This is a genomic window from Burkholderia cepacia complex sp. TUM26381, assembly GCF_057439935.1.
This window is the reverse complement of record NZ_CM172006.1, coordinates 498884-520367: the sequence shown is the minus strand read 5'-3', so window position 1 is coordinate 520367 and position 21484 is coordinate 498884. Positions and strand designations below refer to the sequence as shown.

At 61.7% G+C, this 21484-nt stretch carries 12 protein-coding genes, 2 tRNA genes and 3 rRNA genes; 6 read left to right on the top strand and 11 right to left on the bottom strand.

Annotation, left to right across the window (positions count from 1 at the left end; translation table 11 throughout):
- Positions 1-378: 378 nt before the first annotated feature.
- Entirely contained in the window at positions 379-1002 is a 624-nt protein-coding gene (gene coq7 / locus ACWMMN_RS02505; protein ID WP_059236340.1) for a 2-polyprenyl-3-methyl-6-methoxy-1,4-benzoquinone monooxygenase, read from the bottom strand.
- Positions 1003-1281: 279 nt separating this feature from the next.
- Between coq7 and ACWMMN_RS02500 the strand changes: the two genes are divergently transcribed.
- Positions 1282-2433 (top strand): porin, encoded by a 1152-nt coding sequence (locus tag ACWMMN_RS02500; RefSeq protein WP_174993302.1) that lies wholly within the window; start codon positions 1282-1284, stop codon positions 2431-2433.
- A 499-nt stretch (positions 2434-2932) separates the two neighbouring features.
- On the opposite strand, the gene ACWMMN_RS02495 is transcribed toward ACWMMN_RS02500, so the two are convergent.
- From ACWMMN_RS02495 to ACWMMN_RS02460, 8 genes are all read right to left on the bottom strand, one after another.
- Positions 2933-4606: a long-chain-fatty-acid--CoA ligase gene (locus ACWMMN_RS02495; protein ID WP_486422955.1), complete on the bottom strand. Its 1674-nt coding sequence runs from the start codon at positions 4604-4606 to the stop codon at positions 2933-2935.
- A gap of 136 nt (positions 4607-4742) precedes the next feature.
- Positions 4743-6818, bottom strand: coding sequence for a molybdopterin-containing oxidoreductase family protein (locus ACWMMN_RS02490; RefSeq protein WP_486422954.1), 2076 nt, complete (start codon positions 6816-6818; stop codon positions 4743-4745).
- 387 nt (positions 6819-7205) lie between these two features.
- Positions 7206-7318: ribosomal RNA gene (gene rrf, locus ACWMMN_RS02485) — 5S ribosomal RNA — on the bottom strand.
- A gap of 186 nt (positions 7319-7504) precedes the next feature.
- Positions 7505-10386, bottom strand: a 23S ribosomal RNA gene (locus ACWMMN_RS02480).
- A gap of 286 nt (positions 10387-10672) precedes the next feature.
- Positions 10673-10748, bottom strand: a tRNA-Ala gene (locus ACWMMN_RS02475).
- A gap of 38 nt (positions 10749-10786) precedes the next feature.
- Positions 10787-10863 (bottom strand) — tRNA-Ile (locus tag ACWMMN_RS02470).
- A gap of 63 nt (positions 10864-10926) precedes the next feature.
- A 16S ribosomal RNA gene (locus ACWMMN_RS02465) occupies positions 10927-12459 on the bottom strand.
- The 16S, 23S and 5S rRNA genes sit together here with 2 tRNA genes alongside, the layout of an rRNA operon.
- 570 nt (positions 12460-13029) lie before the next feature.
- Positions 13030-13806 carry an enoyl-CoA hydratase gene (locus ACWMMN_RS02460; protein ID WP_059236348.1) on the bottom strand — a complete coding sequence of 259 codons (777 nt, stop codon included), beginning with the start codon at positions 13804-13806 and terminating at the stop codon, positions 13030-13032.
- Positions 13807-13935: 129 nt separating this feature from the next.
- Between ACWMMN_RS02460 and paaN the strand changes: the two genes are divergently transcribed.
- The 5 genes from paaN to paaK all read left to right on the top strand — a co-directional run bounded on the left by paaN (position 13936) and on the right by paaK (position 19560).
- The gene (gene paaN, locus ACWMMN_RS02455) at positions 13936-15642 is read left to right on the top strand and encodes a phenylacetic acid degradation protein PaaN (protein WP_486422953.1); all 1707 of its coding nucleotides are present in this window, start codon (positions 13936-13938) and stop codon (positions 15640-15642) included.
- A gap of 87 nt (positions 15643-15729) precedes the next feature.
- Complete coding sequence (pcaF, locus tag ACWMMN_RS02450) at positions 15730-16932, top strand: 3-oxoadipyl-CoA thiolase (protein ID WP_486422952.1); 1203 nt, start codon at positions 15730-15732, stop codon at positions 16930-16932.
- A gap of 45 nt (positions 16933-16977) precedes the next feature.
- Complete coding sequence (gene paaG, locus ACWMMN_RS02445; protein ID WP_059236353.1) at positions 16978-17769, top strand: 2-(1,2-epoxy-1,2-dihydrophenyl)acetyl-CoA isomerase PaaG; 792 nt, start codon at positions 16978-16980, stop codon at positions 17767-17769.
- Position 17770: 1 nt separating this feature from the next.
- Complete coding sequence (paaI, locus tag ACWMMN_RS02440) at positions 17771-18223, top strand: hydroxyphenylacetyl-CoA thioesterase PaaI (protein WP_174993799.1); 453 nt, start codon at positions 17771-17773, stop codon at positions 18221-18223.
- Positions 18224-18261: 38 nt separating this feature from the next.
- Positions 18262-19560: a phenylacetate--CoA ligase PaaK gene (gene paaK / locus ACWMMN_RS02435; protein WP_486422951.1), complete on the top strand. Its 1299-nt coding sequence runs from the start codon at positions 18262-18264 to the stop codon at positions 19558-19560.
- Between the two features lie 176 nt (positions 19561-19736).
- Here paaK and mltA read toward each other — a convergent pair whose 3' ends face one another.
- Both mltA and apaG read right to left on the bottom strand, forming a co-directional pair.
- Positions 19737-20969: a murein transglycosylase A gene (mltA, locus tag ACWMMN_RS02430; protein ID WP_059236922.1), complete on the bottom strand. Its 1233-nt coding sequence runs from the start codon at positions 20967-20969 to the stop codon at positions 19737-19739.
- Between the two features lie 81 nt (positions 20970-21050).
- The gene (gene apaG / locus ACWMMN_RS02425) at positions 21051-21425 is read right to left on the bottom strand and encodes a Co2+/Mg2+ efflux protein ApaG (RefSeq protein WP_006477037.1); all 375 of its coding nucleotides are present in this window, start codon (positions 21423-21425) and stop codon (positions 21051-21053) included.
- Positions 21426-21484 lie beyond the last annotated feature (59 nt).

Here is a 21484-nt window from a genome sequence, read left to right as displayed (position 1 = left end):
CTCCCGTTCAGGGCACCGAAGCACCCGCTCAATGCTGAGAATTTAGCCGGAACAGCCCGCTAAATCACACAAAAATACACTTTCTCACACTGTCTCCCACTTTAGAGGAAGGGTGTGGCACGGTCAAGGGAGCGGCCCGCTTTTTTGACGAATTTTGTTAGTTAGAACAAGGACTTACGCGCACATGCTCATGCGGCCCCTCATTCCAAAAACCGTTATAAATGAATGAGCTAGTGCAACTTGTGAAGGTGATACGTGAGAAAGACGAGCCAGACAGGCGTGCGGACGGGGCTTTCGGGGGCGGGAAAACGAGGAGTACGCGGGCGGTATCGGGGGTGGCGGACCGGGGCGGCGTCCCACGCCACCCCGGCGCAAATCTCAGAGATAGTACGCAGTGCTCGTCATGACTTTCGACGCGGCGCGCATCAGCATCCGCGCGGGCAGCGGCAGCTCGATTCCGCCGGCATCGGTCGCGGCCTTGCCGTGCTTCACCTCGTCGATCCGCATCTGGTCGACGATCGCGCGTGACGCGGCGTCGGTCGCCGGCAGCTCGGACATGTGGCCTTCCAGGTGATTCTCGACCTGCCGCTCCGTCTCGGCCATGAAGCCGAGGCTGACCTTGTCGCCAAGCGTGCCGGCCGCCACGCCGATCGCGAGCGCGCCGGCATACCACAGCGGGTTCAGCAGGCTCGGGCGCGAGTCGAGCTCCTTCAGGCGATGCGCGGTCCATGCGAGGTGATCTTCCTCCTCGCGCGCGGCCTCCTCGAACATCGCCTTCGCCGACGCCGTGCGCGCAGTGAGTTTCTGCGCCTGGTAAAGCGCCTGCGCGCAGACCTCGCCAACGTGGTTCACGCGCATCAGCCCGGCGGCATGCGTGCGCTCCGCGGGCGTCAGCTCGACGTCCGGCACCACGGCCGGCGCGGGCACCGGGCGGCTCATCCGGCTAATGCCGGTCAGCGATCGCAAGCCGCGATCGAATTCGCTGATCAGTTCATCCAACACGTTCCTGTTCTCCTGGCTGCTGGTGCCGCCGCGAGCGGCAAGGGCACGAGTCCGCTGCGTAACCGACTTGATTATTCAGCGGAAATTGCGGTTAACCCGTGATTTTAACCATTGTTGCATAAAGGAAACATGGCGGCCTTGAGCTGCGGCATTTCGCTTTGTGGCAAAAAACGGTTTTGCTACATTACGTCCGACTTCTTGCGAAGTTGATGGGGCCCGTCAACAGAACATAACTATCTGCCCCGCCAAAAAAATTCAGTGATTCTTGGAGATCCGTTAATGAAAAAGTCGCTTCTCGCGCTCGTCGCGCTGGGCGCGTTCGCTGGCGCTGCCCAAGCGCAAAGCAGCGTGACGCTTTACGGCATCATCGATGAAGGCCTGCTCTTCAACAACAACGCAGGCGGCAAGCACCTCTACAGCATGGCAAGCGGCGTGATGCAAGGCAGCCGCTTCGGCCTGCGCGGCACCGAAGACCTCGGTGGCGGCCTGAAGGCGATCTTCACTCTCGAAAACGGTTTTGACGTGAACAGCGGCAAGCTCGGTCAGGGCGGCCTGATGTTCGGTCGTCAGGCTTACGTCGGCCTGTCGAGCCCGTACGGCACGGTCACGCTGGGTCGCCAGTACGACTCCGTCGTCGACTTCGTCGGCCCGCTCGAGGCAGGCGACCAGTGGGGCGGCTACATCGCCGCTCACCCGGGCGACCTGGACAACTTCAACAACGCGTATCGCGTGAACAACGCGGTCAAGTTCACGAGCCAGAGCTACGGCGGCATCACGTTCGGCGGTCTGTACAGCTTCGGCGGCCAGGCAGGCCAGTTCTCGAAGAATCAGGTCTGGTCGCTCGGCGCAGGCTACAACAACGGCCCGCTGGTCCTCGGCGTCGGTTACTTGAACGCACGTACGCCGAACCAGTTCGGCGGCATGTTCAACAACGGCTCGGCATCGTCGTCGGTTTCGTCGCCGATCTACGGCGCGTACGCGAACAACGCGAACACGTACCAGGTCATCGGTGCAGGCGGCGCCTACACGTTCGGCGCAGCAACGATCGGCGCGACGTACTCGAACACGAAGTTCAAGGGCTTCTCGGCAGGCCCGTTCGTGAACCAGACCGCGACGTTCAACAACGGCGAAATCAACTTCAAGTATCAGCTGACCCCGGCGCTGATTCTCGGCGCAGCGTACGACTACACGCAAGGCAGCAAGATCGACGGCAACTCGGCAGCCAAGTACCACCAAGGCTCGCTGGGCGTCGACTACTTCCTGTCGAAGCGCACGGACGTCTACGCAATCGGCGTGTACCAACACGCTTCGGGCAGCGTGCTCGACGCGGACGGCAACGTCCTGAAGGCAACCGCAGCGATCAACGGTCTCGCAGGTTCGAGCTCCGCCAACCAGGTCGCAGCGCGCGTCGGTATCCGTCACAAGTTCTAATCAGCTTGCCTGACAAGCCGCAGCATATTGAAGGCGCCTTCGGGCGCCTTTTTCTTTTCCGGAGTGGCGGCAACGCCGGCGGGCTGGCGGGTTGGCGGGTTGGCGGGTTGGCGGGTTGGCGGGTTGGCGGGTTGGCGGGTTGGCGGGTTGGCGGGTTGGCGGGTTGGCGGGTTGGCGGGTTGGCAGGTCGGCAGGTCGGCAGGTCGGCAGGTCGGCAGGTCGGCAGGTCGGCAGGTCGGCAGGTCGGCAGGTCGGCAGGTCGGCAGGTCGGCAGGTCGGCAGGTCGGCAGGTCGGCAGGTCGGCAGGTCGGCAGGTCGGCAGGTCGGCAGGTCGGCAGGTCGGCAGGTCGCAGCGCATGCGCGCTGCGACCGCCATCAGATTGAAATGCAAGGCTGCCGATCTCCGCAGGAAGGGAAGCAACCGCTCCCGGACACCCGCCGGTAGCCGCAAACAAAAAAGCCCGGCTTCTACCGGGCTTTTTTCGTTCAACCGTCTTCGTTACGCGCGACCGTCGCGCAATTCGCGCCGCAGGATCTTGCCGACGTTCGTTTTCGGCAACTCCGTGCGGAACTCGACCAGCTTCGGCCGCTTGTACCCGGTGAGCCGCTCCTTGCAGTAGGCAAGGATGTCCTTGTCGGTCAGCGCCGGATCCTTTTTCACGACGAACAGCTTCACTGCCTCGCCGGAATGCTCGTCCGGCACCCCGACCGCCGCCACCTCGAACACGCCCGGATGCGACGCCACGACGTCCTCGACTTCGTTCGGATACACGTTGAAGCCGGACACAAGGATCATGTCCTTCTTCCGGTCGACGATCTTCACGTAACCGCGCGCGTCCATCACGCCGACATCGCCCGTCTTGAAGAAGCCGTCCGGGAACATGACCTTCGCGGTCTCGTCCGGCCGGTTCCAGTAGCCGGCCATCACCTGCGGCCCGCGGATGCAGATCTCGCCCGGCTCGCCGAGCGCAACGTCGTTACCGGCATCGTCGCGGATCGCGACTTCGGTCGACGGCAGCGGCAGGCCGATCGTCCCGCTGTACTCGGTTGCCGTCACGGGGTTGCAGGTCGCCACCGGCGACGTTTCGGACAGCCCGTATCCTTCGATGATCGCGGTACGGGTCTTTTCATACCAGCGCTTCGCGACGCCCTCCTGGATCGCCATGCCGCCGCCATTGGCGATCACGAGCTTCGACAGGTCGAGCTGATTGAATTCGGGATGGTTCAGCAGCGCGTTGTACAGCGTGTTGACCGCCGGAATCGTCGAGATCTGGTAGCCCTTCAGCTCCTTGATCATGCCGGCGATGTCGCGCGGGTTCGGGATCAGGATGCCCATGCCCCCCGTGCGCATCGTCAGGAAGCCGCAGACGGTCAGCGCAAACACGTGATACAGCGGTAGCGCGACAACCGTCACGAACTGCTTCACGTCCGGGTACTTCTCGTGCGCCGGATGGTGCCAGGCGCCAGCCTGCAGCACGTTCGACACGATGTTCCGGTGCAGCAGCGTCGCGCCCTTCGCAACACCCGTCGTACCCCCCGTGTATTGCAGGAACGCGACGTCGTCGGGGCCGATATTCTGCGGCTTGAACGTCTGCCGCGCGCCTTCCGACAGCGCAGCCTTGAAGCGCGTGAACGACGGCAACTGCCACGCGGGCACCATCTTCTTCACGTTGCGCACGACGTAATTGACGAGCCACCCCTTGATACCCAGCAGGTCGCCCATCGAGGCGACGACGACGTGCTTGACAGCCGTATTGGCGATGACGGCCTGCAGCGTCGACGCGAAATTCTCGAGGATGACGATCGCCTCGGCACCACTGTCCTTCAGCTGATGCTCGAGCTCGCGCGGCGTATAGAGCGGGTTGACGTTGACGACGGTGTAGCCGGCACGCAGTACCGCGGCGATCGTCACCGGGTACTGCAGCACGTTCGGCATCATGATCGCGACGCGTGCGCCGCGGGCCAGACCGCGGGATTGCAGCCAGGCGCCGAACTGGCGCGACAGCTTGTCGAGTTCGCCGTACGTGATGCCCTTGCCCATGCAGACGAACGCGGTACGGTCGCGATACTGCCGGAAGCTCTCGTCGAGCAGGTCCGGGACAGAGGGATAAGGAGACGAGTCAATTTCGGCTGGAACGCCGGGTGGGTACGATTTCAGCCAAATTTTGTCCATACTGCGCGTCTCCTCACAGATTTTCGAATGGTCGTGCTAAAACGCATCGTAACGGCTCCCCCGCCCCGAGACAACAGGGTTAGATGTCCACTTCGAACTTCCGCGTCGATTTGTCTGATCATACGGTGATATTCGATCAAATTCGCTCAACTTCCACAAGACAATCGTAAAACGTCGCCGAATTACCCAGATCGGTCAGCGCCTGGCTCGTGACCTCGTTCGCGTTCCTGCCGTCCGGCGACAGTTTCTTCCACCAGATCGACAGCCCGACGACGAGCCCTACACGTGCGCGATCGGTGATCCGGGCGAGCGCCTGCATCGAGCCGCGGTCGTTGAAGATGCGGACGACGTCGCCCTCCGCGATGCCGCGCGCATCCGCGTCGGACGGGTGCATATCGAGATGCGGTTCCCCTTCCGTCGTCCGCAGGCTGTCGACGTTCACGAACGTGCTGTTCAGGAAGTGCCGGGCCGGCGGCGAAATCATCGCGAGCGGATAGCGTGCGGCGAGCTCGGGCGCCGCTTCGGCCGATTCGAACGGCGGCAGGTAGTCGGGAACAGGGTCGATGCCCATCTGCTCGAGCCGCGGGCTGTAGAACTCGCACTTGCCCGATGGCGTACGGAAACCGCCATTCGCGAACGGCGCCTCCGGCAGCTTGAGCTTCAGCCAACCTTCCCGCTTCAACGTGTCCCAGTCGCTATCGAGCGCCGGATCGTCCCAGCGAAGCGCCGCACGCGCGACCTCTTCGTCGCTGTGATACAGCGCGGGCTCGTCGAGCCCCATGCTGCGCGCGATGCCACGGAAGATCTCCGTATTCGGCCGCGCCTTGCCGACCGGCGGAATCGACGGCAGGTTCGCCATCACGTAGGTATGGCCGTACGATTTATGGACATCCAGGTGTTCGAGCTGCGTGGTCGCCGGCAACACAAGGTCGGCGAAATCGACCGTATCTGTCTTGAAATGTTCAAGAACGACGGTGAACAGGTCGTCACGTGCAAAACCGGCTGCAACCTTCGAAGAATCCGGCGCGACCGCGACCGGATTCGAGTTGTACACGATCACCGCTTCGACTTTCGGCCCGAACGTCGCGTCACCCGGATGCAGCAGTGCGTCACCGATCGCGTTCATGTTGATGATGCGCGGCAGCTTGTGTGGCCAGCCCGGCATCAGATCCGGACGCAACAGCGCAGCCTGGTTGACCGGCGCGGACTCCGACGACGACAGCAACACCCCGCCGGCCCGGTCCCGCCACGCCCCCGTCAACGCAGGCAGGCTCGCAATCGCGCGCACGGCATTACCGCCGCCGCGAACGCGCTGCATGCCGTAGTTGAGACGGATCGATGCCTTGCGGGTCGCCCCATAGCGGCGCGCAAGATCGATCAGCTCCGACGCGTCGACGCCGCAGATCTGCGCAACGCGTTCCGGCGGATAGGACATCGCGCGGGCCTTCAGCGCATCAAAACCAAGCGTGTGGTCCGCGATGTAGTCGTGATCGAGCAGGTTTTCGGTGATCAGCACATGCATCATGCCGAGCGCAAATGCGCCATCGGTACCGGGCTTCAGTGCAATGTGCTGATGGCACTTCTCTGCGGTCAGCGAACGATACGGGTCGATCGCGACAAGCCGCGCGCCACGGCGCTTCGCTTCCTGTGCGCGCGTCCAGAAGTGCAGGCTCGACGCGATTGGATTCGCGCCCCATATCAGAATCAGCTCGCTTTCCTCGAAGTGCTCGAGGTGCATGCCGAGGCTGCCGCCATAGGTGTATCGCAGCCCTGCCGCGCCGGCTGCCGCGCAGATCGCACGCTCGAGCCGCGATGCGCCGAGCTTGTGGAAGAACCGCTGGGCGATGCCCTCGCCCTGCACAAGCCCCATCGTTCCCGCGTAGCTGTACGGCACGATCGCTTCCGGCGAACGCGCAGCGATTTCACCCAGGCGGCGTCCGATCTCGTCGAGTGCCTCGCTCCAGCTGATCGGCACGAAGCGCCCTTCGCCCTTCGCGCCGACGCGCTTGAGCGGGACAGTGAGGCGATCGGGATGATGAACGCGATCCGCATATCGGCTGACTTTCGTGCACAACACGCCTTGCGTCGGCGGATGGTCGGGATCGCCCGTGACCTTGATCGCCTTGCCGTTCTCGACGGTCACACGCATTGCGCACGTGTCCGGACAATCATGCGGGCAGACGGCCCGGGCTACCTGAATGGCGGCGTTCATCGTTTTGAATGCAGAGATGGGGGTTCGCAAATTTTACGTGGACGCGCCGAATAAAGCGCTCATTTCGCGTCGATTCCCGGTTCTCTGACCGAAGATCCAGTGGAGGAAACAGCGGGTCATGGCGAGCGAAAAGCTGGTCACACGATTGCGTTTGCCGGTGGTCTACGGGGAAGGAGTTGCGGTCTTAATCGAAGATGCGATCAATAATCGATTGAATCGCGAAAGATAGCGGCAATGGAGAGAATTCGACGCCGCTATTGCTTGATAGCATTGGCGGGAAGGTGACGTTGGCAGCGCCGGGCGCATTTCGCGTGTCCGGCATCGCACATTTCCGTCGCTGGAATGCAAAAACCCCCGCCTTTCGGGCGGGGGTTCTTGGCTTAGGGAGCCTGACGATTACCTACTTTCACACGGGAATCCGCACTATCATCGGCGTAGAGTCGTTTCACGGTCCTGTTCGGGATGGGAAGGGGTGGGACCGACTCGCTATGGTCATCAGGCAAAGAGGGTTGTTGCGCTGCTTCGCAGCACAACCAATCTTGGAAGAAGCAGTAATTTGGTTGGGTTGTGAGGTTGTATCTCACACATATGCGGTACTTCAACCGCTGTACGTCGAGTGCGCTGCACTCGACGCTCGACATCCGTAAGCGCTGAAGCGCTAACGGCTGTCGAGACAGACTTGTTATAGGATCAAGCCTTACGGGCAATTAGTATCAGTTAGCTGAACGCATTACTGCGCTTACACACCTGACCTATCAACGTCCTGGTCTCGAACGACCCTTCAAGGGGATCTAGTCCCCAGGGATATCTCATCTTAAGGCGAGTTTCCCGCTTAGATGCTTTCAGCGGTTATCTCTTCCGAACATAGCTACCCGGCGATGCCACTGGCGTGACAACCGGTACACCAGAGGTTCGTCCACTCCGGTCCTCTCGTACTAGGAGCAGCCCCCTTCAAATATCCAACGCCCACGGCAGATAGGGACCAAACTGTCTCACGACGTTTTAAACCCAGCTCACGTACCTCTTTAAATGGCGAACAGCCATACCCTTGGGACCGGCTACAGCCCCAGGATGAGATGAGCCGACATCGAGGTGCCAAACACCGCCGTCGATATGAACTCTTGGGCGGTATCAGCCTGTTATCCCCAGAGTACCTTTTATCCGTTGAGCGATGGCCCTTCCATACAGAACCACCGGATCACTATGACCTGCTTTCGCACCTGCTCGACTTGTCGGTCTCGCAGTTAAGCACGCTTATGCCATTGCACTATCAGCACGATTTCCGACCGTACCTAGCGTACCTTCGTACTCCTCCGTTACGCTTTGGGAGGAGACCGCCCCAGTCAAACTGCCTACCATGCACTGTCCCCGACCCGGATCACGGGCCAAGGTTAGAACCTCAAACAAACCAGGGTGGTATTTCAAGGACGGCTCCACCGAAACTAGCGTTCCGGTTTCATAGCCTCCCACCTATCCTACACAGATCGGTTCAAAGTCCAATGCAAAGCTACAGTAAAGGTTCATGGGGTCTTTCCGTCTAGCCGCGGGTAGATTGCATCATCACAAACACTTCAACTTCGCTGAGTCTCGGGAGGAGACAGTGTGGCCATCGTTACGCCATTCGTGCAGGTCGGAACTTACCCGACAAGGAATTTCGCTACCTTAGGACCGTTATAGTTACGGCCGCCGTTTACCGGGACTTCAATCAAGAGCTTGCACCCCATCATTTAATCTTCCGGCACCGGGCAGGCGTCACACCCTATACGTCCACTTTCGTGTTTGCAGAGTGCTGTGTTTTTATTAAACAGTCGCAGCCACCAGTTTATTGCAACCCCTTCACCCTCTGCCCGCAGGGGCATCAAGCTACAAGGGCGTACCTTATCCCGAAGTTACGGTACCAATTTGCCGAGTTCCTTCTCCCGAGTTCTCTCAAGCGCCTTAGAATACTCATCTCGCCCACCTGTGTCGGTTTGCGGTACGGTCATCGTTAGACTGAAGCTTAGAGGCTTTTCTTGGAACCACTTCCAATTGCTTCGCTCCCTAAGGAGCTCGCGCCACACCCTTGAATTCCGCGCCCGGATTTGCCTAAGCGCCTTCTCCAATGCAGCGACCGGGACTTCCAACACCCGGACAACCTTCCGCGATCCGTCCCCCCATCGCATCTAACAATGGTGCAGGAATATTGACCTGCTTCCCATCAGCTACGCATTTCTGCCTCGCCTTAGGGGCCGACTCACCCTACGCCGATGAACGTTGCGTAGGAAACCTTGGGCTTACGGCGAGGGGGCCTTTCACCCCCTTTATCGCTACTCATGTCAGCATTCGCACTTCCGATACCTCCAGCACGCTTTTCAACGCACCTTCGCAGGCTTACGGAACGCTCTCCTACCATGCGTGCAAAGCACGCATCCGCAGCTTCGGTATATAGCTTAGCCCCGTTACATCTTCCGCGCAGGACGACTCGATCAGTGAGCTATTACGCTTTCTTTAAAGGGTGGCTGCTTCTAAGCCAACCTCCTGACTGTTTTAGCCTTCCCACTTCGTTTCCCACTTAGCTATATTTGGGGACCTTAGCTGGCGGTCTGGGTTGTTTCCCTCTTGACACCGGACGTTAGCACCCGATGTCTGTCTCCCGTGATTGCACTCTTCGGTATTCGGAGTTTGCTATGGCGGGGTAATCTGCAATAGACCCCCCAACCATGACAGTGCTCTACCCCCGAAGGTGAGACACGAGGCACTACCTAAATAGTTTTCGGAGAGAACCAGCTATTTCCAAGTTTGTTTAGCCTTTCACCCCTATCCACAGCTCATCCCCTAACTTTTCAACGTTAGTGGGTTCGGACCTCCAGTACGTGTTACCGCACCTTCATCCTGGCCATGGATAGATCACTTGGTTTCGGGTCTACGCCCAGCAACTGAACGCCCTATTCGGACTCGCTTTCGCTACGCCTGCCCTATACGGTTAAGCTTGCTACTGAACGTAAGTCGCTGACCCATTATACAAAAGGTACGCCGTCACCCCTTACGAGGCTCCGACTGTTTGTATGCATGCGGTTTCAGGATCTATTTCACTCCCCTCCCGGGGTTCTTTTCGCCTTTCCCTCACGGTACTGGTTCACTATCGGTCGATCACGAGTATTTAGCCTTGGAGGATGGTCCCCCCATCTTCAGACAGGATTTCACGTGTCCCGCCCTACTTGTCGCACACCTAGTTCTTTCATACTGTTTTCGCCTACGGGGCTATCACCCGCTATGGCCGCACTTTCCAGAGCGTTCGGCTAACAATACAAATAAAGAGTGCAAGGCTCATCCCATTTCGCTCGCCACTACTTTGGGAATCTCGGTTGATTTCTTTTCCTGCGGTTACTTAGATGTTTCAGTTCACCGCGTTCGCTTCACATGGCCTATGTATTCAGCCATGGATACTCCAAAAGGAGTGGGTTTCCCCATTCGGACATCTACGGATCAAAGCTCGTTTGCCAGCTCCCCGTAGCTTTTCGCAGGCTACCGCGTCCTTCATCGCCTGTGATCGCCAAGGCATCCACCACATGCACTTGTTCGCTTGACCCTATAACGAGTCTGTCTCGTCGACAGTCGCTACAGGTTGAGTTCTCGCATTTGTGCCGTATTCCAATTGAGTCAAACATAGAGTTCGAATCATCTTGAGATACATCGATACAATCACAACCCGGATAGTTTTCACGTCCATCTCAAGACGCTTCCGCTATCCAAATTACTTACTTCTTCCAGATTGTTAAAGAACGACAGCCGATATCTATTGATATCCTCTGACTGGCTCAATCGCCAATGCAAAGCGCTCGCTGAATTTTCAGCAAACTCTTAGCATTGAGGATTGGTGGAGGCAGACGGGATCGAACCGACGACCCCCTGCTTGCAAAGCAGGTGCTCTCCCAGCTGAGCTATGCCCCCATGAGTACAGATTTCCTCAGGTACCTACCGCCAGACAATGGTGGGTCTGGTTGGATTCGAACCAACGACCCCCGCCTTATCAAGACGGTGCTCTAACCGACTGAGCTACAGACCCCTGAGTCTGTCTTTAAATTTACAGCCGATAAGCGTGAGCGCTCAACTTTGCGAGAAGCTCTAGAAAGGAGGTGATCCAGCCGCACCTTCCGATACGGCTACCTTGTTACGACTTCACCCCAGTCATGAATCCTACCGTGGTGACCGTCCTCCTTGCGGTTAGACTAGCCACTTCTGGTAAAACCCACTCCCATGGTGTGACGGGCGGTGTGTACAAGACCCGGGAACGTATTCACCGCGGCATGCTGATCCGCGATTACTAGCGATTCCAGCTTCATGCACTCGAGTTGCAGAGTGCAATCCGGACTACGATCGGTTTTCTGGGATTAGCTCCCCCTCGCGGGTTGGCAACCCTCTGTTCCGACCATTGTATGACGTGTGAAGCCCTACCCATAAGGGCCATGAGGACTTGACGTCATCCCCACCTTCCTCCGGTTTGTCACCGGCAGTCTCCTTAGAGTGCTCTTGCGTAGCAACTAAGGACAAGGGTTGCGCTCGTTGCGGGACTTAACCCAACATCTCACGACACGAGCTGACGACAGCCATGCAGCACCTGTGCGCCGGTTCTCTTTCGAGCACTCCCACCTCTCAGCAGGATTCCGACCATGTCAAGGGTAGGTAAGGTTTTTCGCGTTGCATCGAATTAATCCACATCATCCACCGCTTGTGCGGGTCCCCGTCAATTCCTTTGAGTTTTAATCTTGCGACCGTACTCCCCAGGCGGTCAACTTCACGCGTTAGCTACGTTACTAAGGAAATGAATCCCCAACAACTAGTTGACATCGTTTAGGGCGTGGACTACCAGGGTATCTAATCCTGTTTGCTCCCCACGCTTTCGTGCATGAGCGTCAGTATTGGCCCAGGGGGCTGCCTTCGCCATCGGTATTCCTCCACATCTCTACGCATTTCACTGCTACACGTGGAATTCTACCCCCCTCTGCCATACTCTAGCCTGCCAGTCACCAATGCAGTTCCCAGGTTGAGCCCGGGGATTTCACATCGGTCTTAGCAAACCGCCTGCGCACGCTTTACGCCCAGTAATTCCGATTAACGCTCGCACCCTACGTATTACCGCGGCTGCTGGCACGTAGTTAGCCGGTGCTTATTCTTCCGGTACCGTCATCCCCCGACCGTATTAGGGCCAAGGATTTCTTTCCGGACAAAAGTGCTTTACAACCCGAAGGCCTTCTTCACACACGCGGCATTGCTGGATCAGGCTTTCGCCCATTGTCCAAAATTCCCCACTGCTGCCTCCCGTAGGAGTCTGGGCCGTGTCTCAGTCCCAGTGTGGCTGGTCGTCCTCTCAGACCAGCTACTGATCGTCGCCTTGGTAGGCCTTTACCCCACCAACTAGCTAATCAGCCATCGGCCAACCCTATAGCGCGAGGCCCGAAGGTCCCCCGCTTTCATCCGTAGATCGTATGCGGTATTAATCCGGCTTTCGCCGGGCTATCCCCCACTACAGGACATGTTCCGATGTATTACTCACCCGTTCGCCACTCGCCACCAGGTGCAAGCACCCGTGCTGCCGTTCGACTTGCATGTGTAAGGCATGCCGCCAGCGTTCAATCTGAGCCAGGATCAAACTCTTCAGTTTAAACCTGTTACTGTTTTCGGTTCAGTTAAGAACCGGTCGCTCACTCAAAGCTGACAGGAATATGAATTGCTTCATAAACCTGACTTACTTTAGTGTGAGACTCTTGATACTTTCGCTATCTGATCCGAAGATCAGCTCGCTTCCATCAAGCGCCCACACTTATCGGCTGTTAATTTTTAAAGAGCATTTCTGCGAGGAACTTCGTGTTTCTCAGCAGCGCTGCGTTTTCAGCAGCAGAGAAGCGAGATTATGAACCGTGTTTCGCAGCTCGTCAACAACTTTTTACATCTACATCGTTGCGACTGCGGGGCTCAACTTCCTGTACCGCCGAGGCCGCTACCACCGGACCTCAACAGCACCGCTTCCCTTCCTCCCGCGCTGCGTTTCCGTTAGCGCGAAAGAGGCGTGATTCTAAGCATCTGCCCCGATCTACGCAAGCCCCTTTGTGAAGAAATTTGAAAAAGCCCCCGTGCGCTCACGCGCACGGGGGCTTGGGGCTCGACGGGCCCGGCGATCATGCTGGCATCCGCCGCCAACCAATCGCCAGGCGCCTACCGCCACACTGCACAATCAACGGTGCTTGAACTCCGGCTTCCGCTTCTCGACGAATGCCGCCATCCCTTCCTTCTGGTCTTCGGTCGCGAACAGCGAATGGAACAGCCGGCGCTCGAAGTGAACGCCCTCGGCCAGCGTCGTCTCGTACGCCCGGTTCACCGACTCCTTGACCATCATGACCGCCGGCAGCGAAAACTCGGCGATCGTCGTCGCAGCGGCAATCGCCTCGTCGAGCAGTTTGTCGGCCGGCAGCACCCGCGACACGAGTCCTGCACGCTCGGCCTCGGCGGCGTCCATGAAGCGCGCGGTCAGGCACATGTCCATCGCCTTCGCCTTCGACACCGCACGCGGCAGACGTTGCGTACCGCCTGCGCCCGGCATGACGCCCAGCTTGATTTCCGGTTGGCCGAACTTGGCCGTGTCCGCCGCGAAGATGATGTCGCACATCATCGCGAGTTCGCAGCCGCCACCCAGGGCAAAGCCCGATACCGCAGCAATGATCGGCTTGCGGATCTCGCGAACCGTCTCCCAGTTGCGCGTGATGTAGTCGCCCCGGTAAACATCCATATAGGAGTAGGTCGCCATCATGCCGATATCCGCGCCCGCAGCGAACGCCTTCTCGCTCCCGGTCACGACGATCGCGCCGATGCCGTCATCCGCATCGAACGCCTTCAGCGCAGCACCCAACTCGTCCATCAGCGCATCGTTCAGCGCATTCAGCGCCTTCGGACGGTTCAGCGTCACCAGACCGACACGCCCCCGGGTCTCCACCAGGATGTTCTCGTAAGCCATCTATTTCTCCTCGATCAATGAAATGAGAAACGCCTCGCACATGCGAATAGTTTGATGCTACCATTCTCCGACCAACCGGTCGGTTAATTAATCGATCCGATCCCTCTCAACGTTCATCAGGCTGCCGCCATGACCCATGCACTGTTCACGAAGCACGAAGACACGCTGAAGCACGCACTCGCCGCCATCGAGAGCCGCGGGTACTGGAGCCCGTTCGCCGAAATGCCGAGTCCCAAAGTGTACGGGGAAAGCGCAAGCGCAGACGGCGAAGCCGCGTTCAAGTCGCACCTCGACAAGACCTTCGTGCTCGACCAGCCGGCGTCCGGTGAAACGATCGGCGCAGAGCGCTCGCCGTATGGCATCGCCCTGGGCATCCAGTATCCGAAGTCGGCGCCCGACGCGCTGATCGCTGCCGCAGCGGCCGCGCAACGCACGTGGCGCGAAGCCGGCCCGAGCGCCTGGGTCGGTGTCAGCCTCGAAATCCTCGCGCGCCTGAATCGTGCGAGCTTCGAAATCGCCTACAGCGTGATGCACACCACCGGGCAGGCCTTCATGATGGCGTTCCAGGCCGGCGGCCCGCACGCGCAGGACCGCGCGCTCGAGGCGGTCGCCTATGCATGGGACGAACTGCGCCGCATCCCGGCCGATGCGCACTGGGAAAAACCGCAAGGCAAGAACCCGCCGCTCGCGATGCACAAGCGCTATACGATCGTGCCGCGCGGCACCGGCCTCGTGCTCGGCTGCTGCACGTTCCCGACCTGGAACGGCTACCCGGGCCTGTTCGCCGACCTGGCAACCGGTAATACCGTGATCGTCAAACCGCATCCGGGCGCGATCCTGCCGCTCGCCATCACGGTCCGGATCGCCCGCGACGTGCTGCGCGAAGCCGGATTCGACCCGAACGTCGTCACGCTCCTCGCGACCGAACCCAACGACGGCGCCCTCGTCCAGGATCTCGCGCTGCGCCCCGAGATCAAGCTGATCGACTTCACCGGCAGCACGCAGAACGGCACGTGGCTCGAACGCCATGCCCATCAGGCACAGGTCTACACCGAGAAGGCAGGCGTCAACCAGATCGTGATCGACTCGACCGACGACCTGAAGGCCGCCGCCAAGAACATCGCGTTCTCGTTGGCGCTGTACTCCGGCCAGATGTGTACGGCCCCGCAAAACATCTACGTGCCCCGCGACGGCATCCGCACGGCTGACGGCCATGCGAGCTTCGACGAAGTCGCACAAGCCATCGCGGTTGCCGTGCAAAAGCTTACCGGCGACCCGGCACGCTCGGTCGAGCTGATCGGCGCGATCCAGAACGAAGGCGTGTCCGCGCGCATCGACGACGCGCGCAAGCTTGGTCGCGTGCTCACCGACAGCCTGACGCTCCAGCACCCGGCCTTCCCCGATGCCCGCGTGCGCACACCGCTCGTGCTGCAACTCGACGTGGCCGACCGCGCGAAATTCACGCAGGAGTGGTTCGGCCCGATCTCGTTCGTGATCGCGACCGATTCGACAGCGCAGTCGCTCGATCTCGCCGGTGAAGTCGCGGCAGAACATGGCGCGCTGACCCTCTCCGTCTACAGCACCGACGACGCAATCGTCGACGCTGCACACGACGCAGCGGTGCGCGGCGGTGTCGCGCTGTCGATCAACCTGACGGGCGGCGTATTCGTCAACCAGTCGGCCGCGTTCTCCGATTTCCACGGCACCGGTGCAAACCCGGCGGCCAACGCGGCGCTAGCCGACCCGGCGTTCGTCGCCAACCGGTTCCGTGTGGTGCAAAGCCGCGTCCATGTTGCCCCGAAGGCAGTCCCTGCGGAAGCTGGCCAGACGGCATAACCCGAATGGCCGACGTGCAAACGCCGCCACGTTCTCTACCATGAACGAATCCGCCACCCGGCGGGTTCGTTGCTCATCGATACGCCCATGACAGACGCCTACATCTGCGACGCGATTCGCACCCCCATCGGCCGCTACGGCGGCGCCCTGAAAGACGTCCGCGCCGACGACCTCGGCGCGGTGCCGCTCAAGGCGCTGATCGAGCGCAACCGGAACGTCGACTGGGCGGCGATCGACGACGTGATCTACGGCTGCGCGAACCAGGCCGGCGAGGACAACCGTAACGTCGCGCGCATGTCGGCGCTGCTCGCGGGCCTGCCGACCGACGTGCCGGGCACGACGCTGAACCGGCTGTGCGGCTCCGGGATGGACGCGGTCGGCACGGCCGCGCGCGCGATCAAGGCGGGTGAAGCGCGCCTGATGATCGCGGGTGGCGTCGAGAGCATGACGCGCGCGCCGTTCGTGATGGGCAAGGCCGCGAGCGCATTCGCACGCCAGGCCGACATCTTCGATACGACGATCGGATGGCGCTTCGTCAATCCGCTGATGAAACAGCTGTACGGCGTCGACTCGATGCCGGAAACGGCCGAGAACGTCGCGGTCGACCACAACATCAGCCGTGCCGACCAGGACCTGTTCGCACTGCGCAGCCAGCAGAATGCCGCGCGGGCACAGCAGGACGGCACGCTGGCCGACGAAATCGTCGCGGTCACGATTCCGCAGAAGAAAGGCGACGCCATCGTCGTGTCGCGCGACGAACACCCGCGCGAGACGTCGCTCGAAGCACTCGCGAAGCTGAAGGGCGTCGTGCGACCGGACGGCTCGGTCACGGCCGGCAATGCATCGGGCGTCAACGACGGCGCGTGCGCGCTGCTGCTCGCCAATGCGCAGGCCGCCGACCAGTATGGCCTGCGCCGTCGCGCGCGTGTCGTCGGCATGGCAACCGCCGGCGTCGAGCCGCGCGTGATGGGCATCGGCCCCGCGCCGGCCACACAGAAACTGCTGCGCCAGCTCGGCATGACCATCGACCAGTTCGACGTGATCGAGCTGAACGAGGCATTCGCGTCGCAGGGCCTCGCCGTGCTGCGCATGCTGGGCGTCGCCGACGACGACCCGCGCGTGAATCCGAACGGCGGCGCCATTGCCCTGGGTCACCCGCTAGGCGCATCGGGCGCACGGCTCGTGACCACGGCGCTTCATCAACTCGAGCGTACGGGCGGCCGCTTTGCGCTCTGTACGATGTGCATCGGCGTCGGCCAGGGCATCGCGATCGCGATCGAACGTGTGTAACCGACGCGCCGCGCGCCTATAACGAAGTCATGAAGGAGACACTGCATGTCCTATCAGGCGATTCAGCTGGATATCGATCAGGCCGCGCGCGTGGCCACGATCACCCTCAACCGCCCCGACAAGCTGAACAGCTTCACGCGGGCGATGCATCGCGAACTGCAGTCGGCGCTCGATGAAGTCGAAGCAGCCGGCGCACGCGCGCTGATTCTGACGGGTGCGGGGCGCGGCTTCTGCGCAGGCCAGGACCTGGCCGATCTCGACTTCACGCCAGGCGCGTCCACCGACCTCGGCACGCTGATCGACGAGCACTTCAATCCACTGATCCGCCGCCTGCAGCGTCTGCCCATTCCGGTGATCGCCGCCGTCAACGGCACGGCGGCCGGCGCCGGCGCGAATCTCGCACTCGCCTGCGATCTCGTGTTCGCCGCCCGCTCGAGCAGTTTCATCCAGGCCTTCGTCAAGATCGGGCTCGTACCGGATTCAGGCGGCACGTGGTTCCTGCCGCAACGCGTCGGCATGGCACGCGCGCTGGGGCTCGCGCTGACCGGCGACAAGCTCGGTGCCGAACAGGCCGAGCAATGGGGCCTGATTTGGCGCGCGGTCGACGACGACGCGCTCGTCGCGACGGTCCGTCAGCTCGCTACCCAGCTCGCGCAGCAGCCGACGCTCGCGATCGCGTCGATCAAGCAATCGATGCGCGACAGCGTCACGAACACGCTCGACCAGCAACTCGACCAGGAACGCGACCTTCAGCGCAAGCTCGGCCAGTCGCACGACTACGCGGAAGGCGTGCGGGCATTCATCGAGAAGCGCGCGCCGCGCTTCGAGGGGCGTTGACATGACGAACGCCACCGCCACGCTCGATCCCGATTCGCTGGCCCGCGCCACGGCGCAGGCCATGTACGACGCCGACGCCTGCAGTCGCGCGTTCGGCATGGAAATCGCCGAAGTCCGCGCCGGCTACGCCCGCTTGCAGATGCGCGTGCGCCCCGAATTCCTGAACGGACACCAGACCTGCCACGGCGGGATCATCTTCACGCTCGCCGATTCGACGTTCGCATTCGCATGCAATTCGTACAACCTGAATACGGTCGCAGCCGGCTGCTCGATCGAATTCCTGCGCCCGGTGCACGGCGGTGACGAGTTGACGGCCGAGGCGATCGAACAGGCGCGCGCCGGCCGCCACGGCATCTACGACATCCGCGTCACGAATCAGACGGGCGAAACGGTCGCGATGTTTCGCGGCAAATCCGCCCAGATCAAGGGCACGGTCATCCCGGAAGACCGCTGACGTCGACTGCTCGCACATAACAAACACTGGAGACAGGCATGACTACCCCGCTACCGCTCGAGCCGATCGAGACCGCCTCACGCGACGAGCTGACCGCGCTGCAGCTCGAGCGCCTCAAGTGGTCGCTCCGGCATGCGTATGACCATTCGCCCGTTTATCGCCGAAAGTTCGACGACGCGGGCGTGCATCCGGACGACCTGAAGACGCTCGCCGACCTGTCGCGCTTCCCGTTCACGACGAAAGGCGACCTGCGCGACAGCTACCCGTTCGGGATGTTCGCGGTGCCGCAGGACCAGATCTCGCGCATCCACGCGTCATCGGGCACGACCGGCAAGCCGACAGTCGTCGGCTATACGGCCGGCGACATCGACACGTGGGCGAATCTGGTCGCGCGCTCGGTCCGCGCCGCCGGTGCGCGCCGCGGCGACAAGGTGCACATCAGCTACGGCTATGGCCTGTTCACCGGCGGGCTCGGCGCGCACTACGGCGCCGAACGCGCGGGGCTGACCGTGATCCCGTTCGGCGGCGGCCAGACCGAAAAGCAGGTGCAACTGATCCAGGATTTCCGGCCCGACATCATCATGGTCACGCCGAGCTACATGCTGTCGATCGCCGATGAAATCGAACGTCAGGGCCTCGACCCGGTGCAGAGTTCGCTGCGCATCGGCATCTTCGGTGCGGAGCCGTGGACCAACGACATGCGCGTCGCGATCGAACAGCGCATGGGCATCGATGCCGTCGACATCTACGGGCTGTCCGAAGTGATGGGCCCCGGCGTCGCGTCCGAATGCGTCGAGACCAAGGACGGCCCGACCATCTGGGAAGACCACTTCTATCCGGAAATCATCGATCCTGAAACCGGCGAAGTGCTGCCGGACGGCGAACTTGGCGAGCTCGTGTTCACGTCGCTGACGAAGGAAGCGCTCCCGATCGTCCGCTACCGCACCCGCGACCTCACGCGCCTGTTGCCGGGCACCGCCCGCACGATGCGCCGGATGGAAAAGATCACCGGCCGTTCGGACGACATGATGATCGTGCGCGGCGTCAATGTGTTCCCGACGCAAATCGAGGAGCAGTTGCTCAAGCAGCGTGCGCTCGCGCCGCACTATCAGATCGTGCTGACGAAGGAAGGCCCGCTCGACGTGCTGACGCTCAACGTCGAGCCTTGCCCCGAGACCGCGCCCGATACCGCGGCGATCCATGCGGCAAAACAGGCGCTCGCGTACGACATCAAGTCGCTGATCGGCGTGACGGCCGTGATCGACGTGCTGCCCGTCAACGGGATCGAGCGCTCGGTCGGCAAGGCGCGCCGCGTCGTCGACAAGCGCAAGGGCTGACGCCCGGCATCGCCCGCGCGAAGCCGGCCAATCCGCCGCACCCAATGAAAACAGCCCGATCGGCCAAAACCGGTCGGGCTGTTTCGTTTCGGGCATGGCCCCGTCGCATCACGTCAGTTACTGCACTTCGACCACCTGCGCTGCGGCACGCGGGCGGCCAACACAGCCGCCGTGCATCACGAATTCGGGAACAGCAGCCACATCCGGCCGACCTGCTTCATCCGGCCGGCCTGGTCGCCCGCGTCGTCGCCGAGCCCCCAGAAATAGTCGGCCCGCACGCCGCCCTTGATCGCCGAACCCGTATCCTGCGCAAAGACGAGCCGGTTCATCGGCGTATTCGTCAGCGGACGCGTGGTCTGCAGGAACACGGGCGTACCAAGCGGAATCGACGACGGATCGACCGCGATCGAACGCTCCGGCGTCAGCGGCACGCCAAGCGCGCCGATCGGACCGTCCGCGCCGCCATGCGGCGCATCTTCCTTGGTCGGCATGTCGCGGAAGAACACGAACCGCGGATTCGTGTCGAGCAACGCGTCGACACGGGTCGGGTTCGCCTTCGCCCACGCCTTGATGCCCTGCATCGTCGCCTGGGCGGGCGTCAGCTCGCCGCGATCGAGCAGCCACTTGCCGATCGAACGGTACGGCTGGTTGTTGGTGCCGCCGAAGCCGACCCGCATCACCGAACCGTCGTCGAGCAGCACGCGCCCCGAGCCCTGCACCTGCAGGAAGAACGCCTCGATCGGGTCGTCGACCCACACGAGTTCGTTGCCGTTCAGAATGCCCGCGCGCTCGAGCTGCGCGCGTACCGGCAGCGCGGCGCCCGCGCGATAGCCGGAAGGCCAGCGATAGAGCGCGTACTGATACGGGCCGCGGCGCACGCGCGAACCATGCAGCAGCGGCTCGTAATAGCCGGTCACGAGCCCGTCGAGCGTCCCGTCGGTATTCGCGAGCTGGAACGGCGTGAAATACGTTTCGAAGAATGCGCGGGCGCTGCTGACGTCGAGCTCGTCGAGCCGGTCGGCAGCCGCGCAGGCGCGCGCCCAGGCCGGCTGGCGCGAGAGCCGCACGCAGTTCTGCCGCAACGCGGCTGTCGCACCGATCAGCGCATCGTCCTGCCAGCCCGGCACCTGCTGCCACGCGACCGGCGTGAGCCGCTTCGCGGCGATCTGCCCCGGCACGATCGCCGCGCCGGTCGGCGGCTTCAGCGACGACGTCCGCGTCGGTGCGCTGCCGCACGCGGCAAGCAGCGCCGCCGCAGCAGCCGCCGCCACCCACCCGGCCAACCGGGGCCCAAACCACATACAATGTCCGTTCTTGATGGAAACCGCCATGTCAGATTTTCTCGACCAATATCCGATGCTCATCTTCGCGCTCGAAGCCTTCGTAGCGCTCGCCCTGCTGATCTTCATCGTCGTGTGGACGTCGTCGGGCAGAAAGAAGCACGCCCGCAGCAACAACGACCGCCAGCCGCGCTGACGCGCTTCGCACGCTCAATGCAGCGTGCGCGGCATGTGCAGTGCGAACTCGTCGACCGGCGCCTCGAAACGCTCGCCGTCCTCCGCCACGCAGAAGTAGGCGCCCCGCATCGTGCCGACCGGCGTCGCGATCACGGCCCAGCTCGTGTATTCGAAGTGCTCGCCCGGCTGCAGCAGCGGCTGGTGCCCGACGACGCCGAGCCCCTTCACTTCCTGCACATGGCTTTCGCTGTCCGTGATGATCCAGTGACGTGCGATCAACTGCGCCGCGACCTGCCCCGTGTTGCGGATGGTCAGCGTGTACGCGAATGCGTATTGACGGTGATCGGGGTCGGATTGTTCCGGCAAGTAGCTGGTTTTCACCGAAACGGTGAACTGATACTGACTCATGGTGTTTCCGCTGTAGGTAACCGCGCGCGCCGACTCGAGCGGCCGGGCCGCGGGCGCGC